The sequence below is a fragment of the Streptomyces sp. NPDC046727 genome (genome assembly GCF_040645635.1).
Classification (GTDB): domain Bacteria; phylum Actinomycetota; class Actinomycetes; order Streptomycetales; family Streptomycetaceae; genus Streptomyces.
The window spans coordinates 180480-195407 of record NZ_JBEYYR010000008.1 but is presented as its reverse complement, the minus strand read 5'-3'; the positions used below and the strand labels follow the sequence as shown (position 1 = coordinate 195407).

15 protein-coding genes are annotated in these 14928 nt (G+C 72.8%); 7 read left to right on the top strand and 8 right to left on the bottom strand.

Annotation, left to right across the window (positions count from 1 at the left end):
• Window positions 1-3: 3 nt before the first annotated feature.
• Complete coding sequence (locus ABZ937_RS12905; protein ID WP_361690191.1) at window positions 4-402, bottom strand: MarR family transcriptional regulator; 399 nt, start codon at window positions 400-402, stop codon at window positions 4-6.
• A 126-nt stretch (window positions 403-528) separates the two neighbouring features.
• Between ABZ937_RS12905 and ABZ937_RS12900 the strand changes: the two genes are divergently transcribed.
• On the top strand, window positions 529-1617 hold the full coding sequence (locus ABZ937_RS12900) for a hypothetical protein (protein ID WP_361689957.1): 1089 nt from the start codon (window positions 529-531) through the stop codon (window positions 1615-1617).
• Window positions 1618-1870: 253 nt separating this feature from the next.
• On the top strand, window positions 1871-2656 hold the full coding sequence (locus ABZ937_RS12895; protein WP_361689954.1) for a putative protein N(5)-glutamine methyltransferase: 786 nt from the start codon (window positions 1871-1873) through the stop codon (window positions 2654-2656).
• Between the two features lie 66 nt (window positions 2657-2722).
• Here the strand turns inward: ABZ937_RS12895 and ABZ937_RS12890 are convergent, their stop codons facing one another.
• Complete coding sequence (locus tag ABZ937_RS12890; protein WP_361689951.1) at window positions 2723-4801, bottom strand: SpoIIE family protein phosphatase; 2079 nt, start codon at window positions 4799-4801, stop codon at window positions 2723-2725.
• Between the two features lie 326 nt (window positions 4802-5127).
• Between ABZ937_RS12890 and ABZ937_RS12885 the strand changes: the two genes are divergently transcribed.
• Complete coding sequence (locus ABZ937_RS12885; RefSeq protein ID WP_361689948.1) at window positions 5128-6009, top strand: hypothetical protein; 882 nt, start codon at window positions 5128-5130, stop codon at window positions 6007-6009.
• A 94-nt stretch (window positions 6010-6103) separates the two neighbouring features.
• Window positions 6104-6478: a hypothetical protein gene (locus ABZ937_RS12880; protein ID WP_361689945.1), complete on the top strand. Its 375-nt coding sequence runs from the start codon at window positions 6104-6106 to the stop codon at window positions 6476-6478.
• A 4-nt stretch (window positions 6479-6482) separates the two neighbouring features.
• Here the strand turns inward: ABZ937_RS12880 and ABZ937_RS12875 are convergent, their stop codons facing one another.
• Window positions 6483-6896, bottom strand: coding sequence for a tautomerase family protein (locus ABZ937_RS12875; RefSeq protein ID WP_361689942.1), 414 nt, complete (start codon window positions 6894-6896; stop codon window positions 6483-6485).
• A 160-nt stretch (window positions 6897-7056) separates the two neighbouring features.
• Here ABZ937_RS12875 and ABZ937_RS12870 point away from each other — a divergent pair, with 160 nt between their 5' ends.
• Window positions 7057-9072 (top strand): NADPH-dependent 2,4-dienoyl-CoA reductase, encoded by a 2016-nt coding sequence (locus ABZ937_RS12870; protein ID WP_361689939.1) that lies wholly within the window; start codon window positions 7057-7059, stop codon window positions 9070-9072.
• Window positions 9073-9092: 20 nt separating this feature from the next.
• Window positions 9093-9650, top strand: a complete 558-nt coding sequence (locus tag ABZ937_RS12865; protein ID WP_361689935.1) for a PadR family transcriptional regulator — start codon at window positions 9093-9095, stop codon at window positions 9648-9650.
• 71 nt (window positions 9651-9721) lie between these two features.
• On the opposite strand, the gene ABZ937_RS12860 is transcribed toward ABZ937_RS12865, so the two are convergent.
• Together ABZ937_RS12860 and ABZ937_RS12855 are read right to left on the bottom strand one after the other, a co-directional pair.
• Window positions 9722-10258, bottom strand: coding sequence for a hypothetical protein (locus ABZ937_RS12860; RefSeq protein ID WP_361689932.1), 537 nt, complete (start codon window positions 10256-10258; stop codon window positions 9722-9724).
• A 166-nt stretch (window positions 10259-10424) separates the two neighbouring features.
• The gene (locus ABZ937_RS12855) at window positions 10425-11399 is read right to left on the bottom strand and encodes a fibronectin type III domain-containing protein (RefSeq protein ID WP_361689929.1); all 975 of its coding nucleotides are present in this window, start codon (window positions 11397-11399) and stop codon (window positions 10425-10427) included.
• Between the two features lie 428 nt (window positions 11400-11827).
• Here ABZ937_RS12855 and ABZ937_RS12850 point away from each other — a divergent pair, with 428 nt between their 5' ends.
• Complete coding sequence (locus ABZ937_RS12850; protein WP_361689926.1) at window positions 11828-12532, top strand: glycoside hydrolase family 75 protein; 705 nt, start codon at window positions 11828-11830, stop codon at window positions 12530-12532.
• 21 nt (window positions 12533-12553) lie between these two features.
• Here the strand turns inward: ABZ937_RS12850 and ABZ937_RS12845 are convergent, their stop codons facing one another.
• The 3 genes from ABZ937_RS12845 to dhaK all read right to left on the bottom strand — a co-directional run bounded on the left by ABZ937_RS12845 (window position 12554) and on the right by dhaK (window position 14624).
• Window positions 12554-12964, bottom strand: a complete 411-nt coding sequence (locus ABZ937_RS12845; protein ID WP_361689923.1) for a PTS fructose transporter subunit IIA — start codon at window positions 12962-12964, stop codon at window positions 12554-12556.
• The gene (dhaL, locus tag ABZ937_RS12840; RefSeq protein WP_361689920.1) at window positions 12957-13565 is read right to left on the bottom strand and encodes a dihydroxyacetone kinase subunit DhaL; all 609 of its coding nucleotides are present in this window, start codon (window positions 13563-13565) and stop codon (window positions 12957-12959) included. Before dhaL ends, ABZ937_RS12845 begins: the two co-directional genes overlap by 8 nt.
• Window positions 13566-13631: 66 nt before the next feature.
• Window positions 13632-14624: a dihydroxyacetone kinase subunit DhaK gene (gene dhaK, locus ABZ937_RS12835; protein ID WP_361689917.1), complete on the bottom strand. Its 993-nt coding sequence runs from the start codon at window positions 14622-14624 to the stop codon at window positions 13632-13634.
• Window positions 14625-14928 lie beyond the last annotated feature (304 nt).

Sequence of the window (14928 nt, the reverse complement as noted above, 5' to 3'; positions counted from 1 at the left end):
CCCTCAGTCCGAATCGACGTCCGCCGCCCCCGCGTTGTACCGCTCCAGATAGGCCGCGAACCGCACCAGATCCTCCTCCGCCCAGCCTTCCAGCCGCTCCCGGAAGGCGGCCCGACGGCTCCGGGTGACCTGGGCCAGGATCTCCTGGCCGGCCTCCGTCAGATGCAGCACCTGGACCCGGTGGTCCTCCGGGTCCAGCCGGCGCTCGATCAGCCCGGCCCGCTCCAGCGCGGCCACCTGGCGGCTCACCGTGGACTTGTCCAGCGCGTAGTGCGCCGCCAGGTCCGTCGCCCGGCAGCCGCCGCGCTCCTCCAGGTGGCCGAGCAGGGTGTACGACACCAGGGACAGCTCGGGGTGCATCCGGCCCGCCGAGGCGCGGGCCCGGCGGGCGAAGATGGTCATCTCGCGTTGGATCGTCTCGACGGCCGACTCCGCTGCGCTCACGGGAATACCTCCTCCGGCGTTCTAGTTGTATAGTACAACTTGAAGTGAAAGTTGCATAAGCCAACCTTTGGAGGGTCGCGCGCGATGAGGTCACCGGCACTGCGTCATGTGCTCACGCACCTGATCACCCCGCTGCTGATGTGCATAGGCATGGGGCTCGCGTACATGGGGGCGTTCGTCACCCCCGAGCCGCACCACATGCCGGTCGCCGTCGTCGGCACCGCCCCGAAGGCCAAGGTCTTCGCGCAGACGGTCAAGGACACGGCGGGGGACAAGCTCGACGTCCGTACCGTGGCCACGCGTGCCGAGGCCGTCGACCTGCTCACGTCCCGCGCTGTGACCGGCGCCTATGTGCCGAGCGCCAAGGCGCCCGAACTGCTGGTGGCGAGCGCCGCCTCCGACATGGGGGCGACGGCCGTGGAGAAGGTGTTCACTCCGGTCGCCGCCGAGCAGGGCGTACCGCTGAAGGTCACCGACGTGGCCCCGCCGGTCGCCGACGACCCCACCGGCCAGGGCCTCTTCTTCCTGCTGATCGCGGTCAGCATCGGCTCCTACGCCTCGGTCGCCGCGCTCGGCGCCGCCGGGGCGGGCCTCGCGATGCGGGTCCGGGCACTGCTCGCCCTCGGTGTCTCCGCCGTGGTCAGCGGCATCGGCGCGCTGCTCGCCGGGCCGGTGTTCCACCTCGCCCACCACGACCTCGCGGGCGTGTGGGGCATGGCCTGGCTGTACTCGGCGGGCATCCTCTTCATCGGCGTCGGCCTGCACACCTTCCTGAAGCGGTGGACCACGCTCACCATGATGGTGCTGTTCGTGATGCTGAACTTCACCAGCTCCGGCGGCCTGTTCCGGCCCGAACTGCAGGACGGCTTCTTCGGCACCCTGCACGCGTTCTGGAACGGCGCCGGCTTCGTCGAGGGCACCCGCAGCCTGCTCTACTTCGCCGACGACGGCCTCTCCCGCAACCTCTGGACCCTCGCGGCCTGGCTGCTGGCCGGCTTCGCCGTCACAGCGACAGCGGCCCTGTACGAACGCACCCGCCGGCCCCGCCAGGACTCCGCCGAGTCCGCCACCACGTCCGCCGTGACCGGGGCGGAGACGGAGACGGAGCACGAGACCGGACGGAAGGCCCAGCAGGAGGCCGAGGAAGAGGTCGAGGAGACGGTCGGCGTCTGACACCCGCACCGCGCCACGCCGTCTTCCCGGATTCGGCGTGGCCGGTGGCGTGTCGCAAGCCCCGTCCACCTCACGGGCGGTGGGGTAAGGTGGCCGTCCGGTCGCGGACGTTCGTGGCCCCGAAGATGAGGAGGTGAGACCCATTACCGCTGTGTCGGCTGGGGTGCTCTCTCCTCGTGACGGCGCGGCTCACCGGCAGCGGTGACCGCGGGAGCGCCCTGCAGTTTCGCGCTCCCGAAAGGCTCCGGCTTTCATGCCCTTTCCCGTACCGCTCTCCCCGTCCGCCGTCGTCGCCACGCTCCGCGCAGCCGGCTGTGTCTTCGCCGAGGACGAGGCCGAGTTGATCCTCGGCACCGCCCGTACCCCCGAGGAAGCGGCCCTCATGGTGGACCGGCGCGCCGCCGGGCTGCCGCTCGAACAGGTCCTCGGCTGGGCCGAGTTCCACGGGCTCCGTGTCGCCCTGGAACCAGGGGTGTTCGTCCCCCGACGCCGTACCGAATTCCTGGTCGACCAGGCGCTGGCCCTCGCGCCGGACGCCACCGTCGTCGTGGACCTGTGCTGCGGTTCCGGCGCGCTCGGCGCGGCCCTGGCCGCCGCCCTGGCCGGGGCCGAGGTGCACGCCGCCGACATCGACCCGGCCGCCGTGCGCTGTGCCCGCCGCAATCTCGCCGCCTTCGGCGGCCGGGCCCACCAGGGCGACCTGTACGGCGCCCTGCCCGCCGGCCTGCGCGGCCGGGTGGGCGTCCTGACGGCCAACGTGCCCTACGTACCCACCGCCGAAGTCGCCCTGCTGCCGGCGGAGGCCCGCGACCACGAGCCGCTCGTCGCACTGGACGGCGGCGCCGACGGCCTCGACGTGCTGCGCCGGGTGGCCGCCGGGGCCCCCGAGTGGCTCGCCCCCGGCGGCTGCCTCCTGACCGAGACCAGCGAGCGCCAGGCACCGGACGCCGTGGCGGCGTTCACGGACGCCGGCCTGACGACCCGTCTGGCGGTGTCCGACGAGCTGTACGCCCACGTGGTGATCGGCGTGCTGCCCTAGGCCGGCTGCCGCCGCTCGGCCGGCGCAAGGAGCCGTACGTCGGATCTACGGCGAGATCGGCCGCCGCTACGACAGCTCCTGCGCCCGGGCGATGAGAAGCGCCACGTCGTCGTGGTTGTCCGGGTGGTGGAGCGTGCGCAGCAGGAGGTCGCACATCTCCTCCAGCGGGCGGGCGGGGTCGTCGAGCAGGGACAGCATGGCGGCCAGGCGCTCGTCCAGCGAGTGACAGCGGGTCTCCACCAGGCCGTCGGTGTAGAACACCAGCTCGTCGCCGGGTTCGAAGTCGACCGTGACGGTGAGGAAGCCGACCCCGCCCACCCCCAGCGGCACCCCGGTGGGCAGGTCGAGCAGCTCGGGCGGACGGCCGGGCCGTACCCGGGCCGGCGGCAGATGGCCGGCGTTGGCGATCCGGCACTGGCGCAGATGCGGGTCGTGGACGGCGTACACGCAGGTCGCGATGGAGTGGTCCAGCGCCGAGGTCGTCTTGTCCAGGTGCTCCAGCAGCCGGGCCGGGTCGAGATCGAGGGCGGCCAGGGTGGTCGTCGCCGTACGCAGCCGGCCCATCGTGGCCGCGGCGCTGATGCCGCTGCCCATCACGTCACCCACCACGAGCGCGGTCTTGCCCCCCTCCAGCGGGATGACGTCGAACCAGTCCCCGCCCACCTCGCTGGTGGCCCCCGCCGGCTGATAGCGCGAGGCCACCTCAAGGCCGGTGGTGACCGGCGGATGGCTGGGCAGCAGACTGCGCTGCAGGGTGAGCGCGGTGTTGCGGGCGTTCTGGTACCAGCGGGCGTTGTCGATCTGCACGGCCGCTCGGGCGGCCAGCTCCCGCGCCAGCAGTACATCGTCCTCGTCGAAGGGGACGGGATTGCGGGTGCGCTTGAGGTCGAGCGCGCCCAGTACCTCACCGCGCGCGATCAGCGGCACCGCGAGGTACGAGTGCAGGCCCGCCCGGCCGAGCAGGACGGCCGCCTCGGGGGAGCGCGCGATGCGCGGCAGGTCCTCGTCCTTCACCTGGCGCACCAGCACCGCCTCGCCGGTGCGCACACACTCGGTGACCAGGCGGTCGGGCGCGTACCGGGCGATGTGGCCGGGCGGATCGGCGGCCCGTACGGCGTCCGTGCCCTGCGCCGGGCGCAGGGCCAGCGCCCGGATCACCGCGGGCTCCGAGGGGCCCAGGGTGACGGGGCGGCCCTCGACCACCGCGTCCAGCAGGTCCACGGCCGCAACGTCCGCCAGTTCCGGCACGGCGACGTCGGCCAGCTCGCAGGCGGTGCGCTCCAGTTCGAGCGTCGTGCCGATCCGGGCGGAGGCGTCGGCGACGATCGCGAGCCGGCGCCGCGCGGCCTCCGCCTCCACGGAGGCCCGGTGCTGCTCGGTGATGTCGACGACCGAGACCGCCACGCCCAGCACGTTGCCCATGGCGTCTTCGAGCCGGTACAGCGAGTGCGCCCAGGTGTGGTCCTCGTCCGGGTCGGCGGGGGTACGACCGGCCAGCGTGTCGTCGATCACGGGCACGCCGGTCTCCAGCACCCGCCGGGCTCTCTCCTCCAGGGGACCGGAGTCCAGCAGGGGCAGCACCTCGCGCAGCGTCCGCCCCACGTGCTCGGCGGCCGGCACGCCGTTGATCTTCTCCAGGGCCGGGTTGACCGAGACGTACCGCAGTCGGGTGTCGAGGACGGCGTAGCCGATCGGGGACTGCTTCACCATCCGCTCGGACAGCGCCACGTCCTGCTCCAGCCGCCGTACGGTCGACTGGTCGGCGGCGAGCCCGAGCGCGTACACGTCGCCGCGGTCGTCCATCAGCCGCATGTTGCGGAACTCCACCAGACGCGTGCTGCCGTCCTTGTGGCGGACGGGGAAGCCGCCGGCCCAGCTCTGCCCGGTGCGCATCACGTCGGCGAAGAGCTGGCCGACCAGCTGGATGTGCCGTTCGTGCACCATCAGCCGGGCGGCGTACTGGCCGAGGGCCTCCCGCGCGGTGTAGCCGAACAGCTCCTCCGCCTGCGGGCTCCACAGGACGATCCGGCCGGCGGTGTCCAGCACCACCGACGCCACGCCGAGTACGTCGAGCAGACCGCCCGGACGCATCGGCCCGCGCGCCGGCTCGCCGCTCTCCGTCGCCGGAGCCTCGGCTGCACTCATGCCACGCACCGCCTTCGCCCGTCCGCACGGCACGCCGTCCCCCGTGCCGACTCCCCTTGTTCTACCGCGCTCACACCCGACTCTCCGACGCCTTCGCCGTGTATCTCCACCATCCCTCAACACGGCGGCGGACGTCCGCCGAAGCCGCCGCGCCGGTGGTGCGCGCGCACGGGGCCTCCTGCCGAGACCGTACAGCGCGGTGCGGCGGGCCGTGAGAGTTCACGCTCATGTTGCTGTATTGGCCTGTACATGACCACGACGCCACGCCAGACTGTCCGCCGACCGAGTGTCCCCGCCCACCCCTACCCCCCTCAGAGGAGTCGGCCATGCCCGCGTCCGCCCGGCAACGGTGTCACGCAGTTCTCGCCGGACTCGTCACCCTCGCCACCGCCGCCGTCGTGTCCCTCGCCGCACCCGTGCCGGCCAGCGCGGCCGACACCTGGACCGAGACCGGCTCCGACCGCGCCGACCCGCTGACCGAGAGCCAGGGCCTGACGTCGGTGGAGGTCCCGGCGAACAGCCCCAACCGGTACACCGGCATCGGCACCATCCCCCTCGGGGTCTCCAGCCGCGGCTGGAACCACGTCGGCGACCCCGACGCCTCGTACAACGGCTACTACATCGAGCCCTACCAGCGGGACTCCGGCAACTCGAAGATGTTCCGTGTGCAGGCGCCCGGCGGCACCTGGTCGGAGTACGTCCACACGCTGAGTCCCGGCGAGGCCCTGAACAACTCCTGGGACGCGATCTCACCGGACGGCCAGTGGATGCTGTCGGGCGAATGGGGCACCATGAACCGCCTGCTGGTCTTCCCGACGCCGGGCGTCAACGCGTCCACCTCCCCCTCGGCGAATCTCCCGCAGGTCTCGGCCGTCCGCCTGGACCACGCCGTGCGCGACGTCCAGGGCTGCGACTTCTCCGGCCCGACCACCCTGCTGTGCTCCTCCGACGACCCGGACGGCAGCCTCTTCGGCATCACCAAGCCGCTGCTCCAGGTCGACCTGTCGGCCGCACCGAACGGCACCACGGACGTCTTCGGCCATGTCACCGCCCTGCGGCAGCTGCCGCTGCGCAGCTCCTGCTCGGGCACCTTCGAGGCGGAGGGCATCGACTACGACCGCCGCAGCGGCATCCTGCGCGTGATCGTGGTCTCGCCCGGCTTCTGCGTGCTGACGGACAGCAAGACGTACAAGTTCTCCCGCGGCTGAGGTGTGCGGGGCGGTCCGTGGTGCTTTCCTGAGGGTGGACGCGGTTCGGCGGGGTACCCCGTTCCACCGCAGCGCGGCCACGAAAGGAGCGATCATGGCAGACACGGAGCGGTCGCATCCGGAAACCGTCTCGGTGGAGATCAGCGGGTATTCCAAGGACGACGCCCGGCTCGTCTTCGAAGCGCTCAGCGCCTGCTTCGCCTCCGACCGGGCTCCCGAAGAGGTGCCGCAGCAGCTCCACGAGACACGTCCGATGGTGTGGCTCGGCACGTACGACGTCGCGGACGCCCGCGGCGGAGGCTGCCCGCCGGTCCACCTCGGCTCGCCCGTCCAGGCGGACCTGCAGGGCAGCTACTGGGCGGTGGAGCGCTTCCGCCACACCCTGGACTCGATCTTCACCGTGAAGGAGACCTGCACGGCCTCCGGCGACCAGGAGCGGGACCTGCACCTGCGCCTGGAGAGCCGCTGAAGACCTAGGGCAGCGCCCCGGCCGGCTCACCGTCGGCCGGGGCGTACTGCGCCAGGCCGTGCCCGAAGGACCAGTCGGCGGGGCCGTTCTCGGTCAGGGTGATGAACACGTTGCGCGGCTCGGTGCCGGTGCGCTCGTGCACCAGCTCGGCGATCCGCCGGTACATCGCCCGTTTGCGGTCCGCGCCGCGCCCGGCGCGCAGCGTGATCGCGACGAACACCACCGAGTCGTCGCGGTGCACGCCGAGGTAGTCGTCGTGGCGCAACGTGCTGGTGACGCCGTCGTGGCCGGTCAGCACCTGGAAGCGGTCCTCGGGCGGCACCCCGAGCGTCTCCACCAGGGCGTCCTGGACGGCCTGGCCGAGCGCGTCGAGGCGGGCGGGGTCGGTGCCTAGCGCGTCTATGCGGACGAAGGGCATGGTGAGGGTCCTTTCGAGCGGCGGTCGGTCGCGGCATGCGTGTACATACTAGTAGGTACAGAGTGGTTGGAGTCACTCCTCCTCGGTTGTGCAACTAGTTGCATAAAAGGGCGGGTGTCCTCTACAACAAGAAGCGACGACACCGCGCACGGAGGGCCCGATGAGCCGTTACCCGCACCTGATGACCCCGCTCGACCTGGGCTTCACCACGCTGCCCAACCGCGTGCTCATGGGCTCGATGCATGTCGGCCTGGAGGAGGCCGAGCGTGGCTTCGAGCGGATGGCGGCGTTCTACGCGGCCCGCGCGCGCGGGGGAGTGGGGCTCATCGTCACCGGCGGCATCGCCCCCAACGACGAGGGACGGCCGTACGAGGGCGGAGCGAAGCTCACCACCGAGGCGGAGGCCGAACAGCACCGGGAGATCACCGAGGCCGTGCACCGCGAGGGCGGCCGGATCGCGATGCAGATCCTGCACTTCGGCCGGTACGCCTACCACCGCGACCTCGTCGCGCCCAGCGCCGTCCAGGCACCGATCAGCCCCTTCGTGCCCCGCGAGCTGACCGACGCCGACGTCGAACGCACCATCGACGACTACGCCCGCGCCGCCCGCCTGGCCCGGCGGGCCGGCTACGACGGCGTCGAGATCATGGGCTCCGAGGGCTACCTGATCAACGAGTTCATCGCCGCCCAGACCAACCACCGCACGGACCGCTGGGGCGGCTCGTACGAGAACCGGATGCGGTTCCCCGTCGAGATCGTCAAGCGGGTGCGCGAGGCCGTCGGCGAGGACTTCATCGTCATCTACCGCCTGTCCATGCTGGACCTGGTCCCGGGCGGCTCCTCGCTGGACGAGGTGATCGCCCTCGGCAAGGCCGTCGAGGCCGCCGGGGCCACGATCATCAACACCGGCATCGGCTGGCACGAGGCCCGCATCCCCACCATCGCCACCTCCGTGCCGCGCGGCGCCTACACCTGGGTCACCAAGAAGCTCATGGGCGAGGTCTCCGTGCCCCTGGTGACCACCAACCGCATCAACACCCCGGAGGTCGCCGAGGAGCTGCTCGCCGGCGGCTACGCGGACATGGTCTCCATGGCCCGCCCGATGCTCGCCGACCCCGACTTCGTCGCCAAGGCCGCCGCGGGCACCCCGGAGGCCATCAACACCTGCATCGGCTGCAACCAGGCCTGCCTCGACCACACCTTCAGCGGCCAGATCACCTCCTGCCTGGTCAACCCGCGCGCCTGCCACGAGACCGAGCTGGTCCTCGCCCCCACCCGGCTGAAGAAGCGCGTCGCCGTCGTCGGCGCCGGCCCGGCCGGCCTCGCCTGCGCGGTCTCCGCCGCCGAACGCGGTCACACCGTCACCCTGTTCGACGCGGCGAGCGAGATCGGCGGCCAGCTCAACGTCGCCCGCAAGGTGCCCGGCAAGCAGGAGTTCGACGAGACGCTGCGCTACTTCCGCCACCAGCTCGACGCGCACGGCGTCGACGTACGCCTGGACACCTGGGTCGCCGCCGCGGACCTGGCCGACTACGACGAGGTCGTCGTCGCCACCGGCGTCGTCCCGCGCACCCCGGACATCCCCGGCGTCGACCACCCCCGCGTCGTCGGCTACCTCGACGTGCTGCGCGACGGCGCCCCCGTCGGCGACCGCGTCGCCGTCCTCGGCGCCGGCGGCATCGGCTTCGACGTCGCCGAATTCCTCACCGACGGCGGCGACAAGGCGAGCGAGGACGCGGAGACGTACTTCCGGCACTGGGGTGTCGACACGGCCTACGAGGCGCCGGGCGGGCTCGCCGCCCCGGAGCGGCCCGCGCCGCCCCGCCAGGTCCACCTGCTCCAGCGCAAGACCACCAAGGTCGGCGCCGGACTCGGCAAGACCACCGGCTGGATCCACCGCACCGAGCTGAAGCACCGCGGCGTGACCATGGTCCCGGGCGTGCGCTACGACCGGATCGACGACGCCGGCCTGCACATCACCGTCGGCGAGGAGAGCACGGTCCTGGAGGTCGACACGGTGGTGCTCTGCACCGGCCAGGAGCCGCGCCGCGACCTGTACGAGGAGCTGGTCGCCGCCGGGCGCAGCGCGCACCTGATCGGCGGCGCGGACGTCGCGGCCGAACTGGACGCCAAGCGCGCGATCAAGCAGGGCACGGAACTGGCGGCGGCGCTGTAGCCCGTCCCTAGGATGAGCCCATGTCACTCCCGCACGCGATCCTCACCGCCCTGCTGGAAAAGCCGTCGTCGGGGCTGGAGCTGACGCGCCGGTTCGACAAGTCGATCGGCTACTTCTGGTCCGCGACGCACCAGCAGATCTATCGCGAACTGGGAAAGCTGGAGGCCGAGGGCTTCATCCGCACGCTGCCGGCCGAGCAGCCGGCCCGCGGGCAGAAGAAGAGCTACGAGGTGCTGCCGGCGGGCCGCGCCGAACTGGCCCGCTGGGCCGCCGCCGCGCAGGACCCCAAGCCGCAGCGGGATCCGCTCCTGCTGCGGCTGCGCGCGGCGGCCGTGGTCGGCACCGGCGGCCTGGAGTCCGATCTGCGGCGCCATCTGGAGCTGCACCGGCGGCAGCTGGCCGAGTACCAGGAGATCGAGAAGCGCGACTTCCCGCCGGACCGGGACACCCCCGAGGACCGGCTGCGCCATCTGGTCCTGCGGGCGGGGATCGACCTGGAGACCTTCTGGACCCAGTGGCTCACCCACGCCCTCGCGGAGTTCGCCGAACTGCCCGGGGAGGCGCCCGAGCAGAACTGACGCCGCGCCGGGTGCCCTTGCCGCTACGGTCCTTCCGAGCCGCTACGGCCGCTCGGAGCAGTCACGGCCGCTCAGAGCCGGTACGGCTTGGAGCGGCGGCGCAGCACCCAGCCCGTGGCGACGACCCCGGCGCCGACCAGGGCCGCACCGATCCCCAGCGTCAGCGGGCCGTAGTCGCGGGCGGCGCCGCCGAGGCCGCCCATCACGCCCCGGGAAGGCGCCGGCTTGGAGGTCGCCGAGATCGTCGGGCTCGTGGACGAGGAGACGATCACCGACTGGCTGCCCGCGGTGCTGCCGCTGGAGCAGACCACCACCACCGTGTACGTCCCCGGGCTCACCCCCGACCAGGCCGCGGACTGGCTGACGGACGTGCCGGACAGGCTCACCTGCCGGCCCTGGGCGAAGCTCGCCTGCCGGCTGGTGAGCAGGGCGGCGGTTCCCCAGCTGCCGTTGATCTGGGTGCATGCGCTGGTGACGACCGAGACCGTGGAGCCCGTGGTGCTGACCGAGATGCCCGAGGCCGCGGCGGACGGCCCGGCGAGCGCGGCCGGGAGCGCGGCAGCCGCCAGGGTCAGGCCGGAGCGGAGCAGGAGTCGCGAGTTGTGCATGGGGTGGCCTCCGGCGGCACGGTTGGCGGTACGTCCCATGCGCCGCCGAGGGTCGGGAAACGCCCGTGCTGCCTCAACCGCAGCCAACGCCGCCCCGGGCACGCCCGCACGCGGGGCGGACCCGGTCGGGTGACGAATTCCTCCGACCGGCCCCCGGGTACGGCCGTCAGCCGCCCGTGGTCACCGTCCGCTCCGCCGAGTAGCCGCCCCAGGTGCCGTCCGGCAGTCGCGCCCGCAGCCGTACGCGGTGCTCCTCCCCGGCGGCGGTGCCCACATAGAAGCTGTGGTGCGCCCGGCCGGGCGGCGGGGTGCCGCCCCACACCAGCGAGGTGGCCGCGGTGCCGTCCAGCTGGATCTGGTACTCGGTGATCACCCCGTCCGCGCGCGGCGGGTCCCAGGCCAGGTCGAGGTAGTAGGCCCCGCCGGAACGGCGGGTGGCGGCGGTGAACGCGGTGGGCGCGGTGTTCCGGCCGTCGTCGCTGCCCGGCGTGGTGAGCCGGACCTGCGGACCGGCGGGGGAGAGGTTGTCGGCGGCGTCCCGGGCGCGCACCGTGAAGACGTAACGGCTGCCCGGGCGCAGGCCGGTGACGACGGTGGCGGTCTGGTTCCCGCCGACGCTGTGGATCTTCACCCCGCCCTGGTAGACGTCGTACGACACCACGCCCCGGTCGTCCTCGGACGCACCCCAGGCCAGCTGGACCGCGCGGCTGCCGACGGCCCGTCCGGTGGTCCTCGGCGGCCGGGTCGGTGCCGAGCGGTCCGCCGCCGCCACGGCCGGCGTCCGGGCCCGCACCTCCCGGCTCGGCGGGCCCAGCCGGTCCCCGGTGCCCCGGGCCCGCACGGTGAAGGTGTACAGGGTGGACGGCCTGAGCCTGGTGACGTCCACCATGTGCTGCGAACCCGGTACTTCGGCCGCTTTCGTGGTGCCTCGATAGACCTCGTAGGAGCGGACCCCGGAACCCTCCGGCGCCGCGTTCCACATCACATGCACGCTCGTGGCGCTGCCCGCCGCCGCGGTGATCCCGGCCGGCGCGCCCGGCGCCCGGCCCTCGCCGCCGTCGTCGGCCCGGCTCCAGCCGCAGGACGCGACGAGCAGCAGCGCCCCGCAGACCAGCACGGGCGGAAGGGGAACGCGTCGCACGGCTCTGCCTCCCCGGGACGGCCTCGGCATCACGTAAAGGTCCGGACCAATATGACCCGGCCGGTGCGGCCACGGCAAGGGGGCGTTGGTGACCATCCCCGGACGTTACGTATGCTGAGGCTCCCTACGGCTGAACTACCCGAGAGGGCAGGGCAGTTCATGCCTGTGGCGCGGACACGCTGTCGTCGCCGATCCCGCGCCCGGCGCGGGTGGCCGGGGGATCCGGTCCGGAGCAGGTCTGGATCCCCGGCCCCTGTTGTCGCCTCCGCCGACCCGGTTCCGTCTCCCCCTCCGGGGTGTCCCCTGACGGAGTGTCAAGGGCGTGCTCCATACGGCCCCTTCACGGCGGCTTCCGTGGCAGTGGGCCTGCCCCCGCCGCACAGTGGCCTGAATGTCCGCCTTGTCCCCCGACGAGAGGGTCCCTCATCGTGCGTGTCCCGTCGCTGACGCTCGCCGCGGCCGGTGCCGCCCTGCTCGCCCCGGCGGCGCTGCCCGCCCCGGCCACCGCTGTCCCGCCCTCCGAGCGGCGGAACGCGGCGGGCGGCGAGGATGCGGTCACCGCCGCCGACCTGCTGGCCCGGGTCGACAAGTGCACCCAGCTCTCCCCCCGCCGGTATCGCACCGACGCCGACGACCGTGCGACCGTCCGCGTCTGCGGCACCCGCGACGTCGTCTTCTGGAAGGCCGATCTGGACATCGACTGCGACGGGCGGCCCACCGCCCGCTGCAACCGCCGCACCGACCCGCTGTTCGCCGCCACCACCGCCTTCCAGCAGTCCGACGGCCGCCAGCTGAACGCGGCGACGCTGCCCTACATCGTGGTCCCGGCGCCGAGCCGCCGCTGGGACTTCCGCGAGCACGGCGTACGGGGCGGCGCCGTGGCCGCCGTGGTCTACCGGGGCCGGGTGCGGTACGCGGTCGTCGGCGACACCGGCCCGCGCGACCTGATCGGCGAGGCCTCCTACGCCACCGCCCGCAGCCTCGGCATCCGTGCCGACCCGCGCGACGGCGGGGTGGCCTCCGGCGTGACGTACATCGTCTTCCGGGACTCCCGGATCGAACCCATCGAGGACCACGCGGCGGCGGTCTCGACGGGAGAGCGGCTGGCCAGACGCTTCGTCGGGAAGAACTGACCAGCCCTGACGGGGAACCCGTCACACCTTCCGGTAGCTGTACGCCTCCATCGCCGCGGCCTGAACCGCGTCCAGATCGGCACCCGCTGCGGCGGTGACCACCGCGGCCACCGCGCCCTCGACGAACGGCGCGTCCACCAGGCGCGTGCCGTCCGGCAGTTCGTCTCCCTCGGCGAGCAGCGCCTTCACCGTGAGCACCGCGCTGCCCAGGTCGGTGAGCACCGCCACCCCGGCCCCGCGGTCCACCGAGGCCGCCGCGGCGGAGATCAGCTCGGCGCTGGTGCCGAGCCCGCCGCCCTCCGTGCCGCCCGCAGCGGCCACCGGCACCGCGGTCGCCCCGCCCGCCAGGCCCTTCGCCAGTTCGCCGACCGAGGCGGCGACCTCCGCGCTGTGCGACACCAGCACGATCCCGACCAGCTTCTCCTCACTCACCGTCCGCCTCCGCCGTGTCGGCCAGCGCGGCGATCAGCAGCGCCGACGAGGTCGCCCCCGGATCCTGGTGGCCGATGCTGCGCTCGCCCAGATAGCTCGCCCGGCCCTTGCGGGCCTGCAACGGCGTGGTGGCCAGGGCGCCCTCCTGCGCGGCGGTCCGCGCGGCGGCGAACCCGGATCCGAGCGCGTCCACGGCCGGCAGCAAGGCGTCGATCATGGTCTTGTCGCCGGGGGCCGCCCCGCCCAGCGTCATCACGCCCTCCACTCCCGCGCGCAGCGCCGCGGCCAGCTGCTCCTCGCCGACCTCGGAGTCATCGCCGAGCGCCTTGCCGGTCCGGCGCAGCAGCGTGCCGTACAGCGGCCCGGAGGCACCCCCGACCGTCGAGATCAGCTGCCGTCCGGCCAGGACCAGGACGGCACCCGGGGTGCCCGGCCCTTCCTTCTCCAGGGCGGCCGTCACGGCCCGGAACCCGCGCTGCATGTTGCTGCCGTGGTCGGCGTCCCCGATGGCCGAGTCGAGGGCGGTGAGCCGTTCCGCCTCGCGGTCGACGGACGCGGCGGCCGTCGTCATCCAACGGCGGAAGAAGTCGGCGTCGAGCACTGGATCTCCTTGCGTGGTGGGGCTGTCGGGCGTAGGGCCGAAGCGGTGGCCGGATGCCGCGCCGGATCACATCCCCCAGCGCAGCGCCGGGGTCTTCACCGGCGCGTCCCACAGCCGCAGCAGCTCCTCGTCGGCCTGGCACAGCGTCACCGAAGCGCCCGCCATGTCCAGGGAGGTGACGTAGTTGCCGACGAGGGTGCGGGCCACGGCGACACCCCGTTCCCGCAGCACCCGCTGCACCTCGGCGTTGAAGCCGTACAGCTCCAGCAGCGGCGTCGCGCCCATGCCGTTGACCAGCACCAGGACGGGGCTGCGCGGCGGCAGGTCCTCCAGAACGGCGTTGACCGCGAAGTCGGCGATCTCCCCGGAGGTCATCATCGGGCGCCGCTCCCGACCCGGCTCGCCGTGGATGCCGATGCCCAACTCCAGTTCGCCCTCCGGCAGATCGAAGGTCGGGCTGCCCTTCGCCGGGGTCGTACAGGCGCTGAGGGCCACGCCGAAGCTGCGGGAGTTCTCGTTGACCTGGCGGCCGACGGCCTCCACGCGCTCCAGCGGCTGCCCCTCGGCCGCGGCGGCGCCCGCGATCTTCTCCACGAAGAGCGTCGCGCCGGTACCCCGCCGGCCGGCCGTGTAGAGGCTGTCGGTGACCGCCACGTCGTCGTTGACGAGCACCTTGGCGACCTGGATGCCCTCGTCCTCGGCCAGCTCGGCCGCCATGTCGAAGTTCAGCACGTCACCGGTGTAGTTCTTCACGACGAACAGCACACCCGCCCCGCTGTCCACGGCCGCCGCGGCGCGCGCCATCTGGTCCGGCACCGGCGAGGTGAAGACCTCTCCGGGGCAGGCGGCGGAGAGCATGCCCGGGCCGACGAACCCGCCGTGCAGCGGCTCGTGCCCGGAACCGCCGCCCGAGATCAGTGCGACCTGCCCGGCCACAGGGGCGTCCCGGCGGACGATCACCCGGTTCTCCACGTCCACGTTCAGGTCGGGATACGCGGCGGCCATGCCGCGCAGCGCGTCCGCCACGACGGTCTCCGGCACGTTGATCAGCATCCTCATGGGTGTCTCCTCGCGAGCTCGGCACGGGGGCGCATGACCTGCTTGGTTGTATTGGCAGTATCGACCTCGCGTCAGGGAAGGTCACCTGCGTCTCTGTGTTTTCACGCTTCGTAGCACTATATGAACCAACGGTTATCATGATTTCTGTGCCCGCTGCGCGTCGGTCAGCGGCACACCGTCCGTGTCGTCGGAGCCCGGGGCCGGGCCCGCGTTTAATCGCTGGTGTGCGGTCCGGTGGCCCTTGTAGGTTGGCAGCGCGACCGCGCCTCCGATGCGCCCGGCTGCGGCTACTTCCTTCTGACAA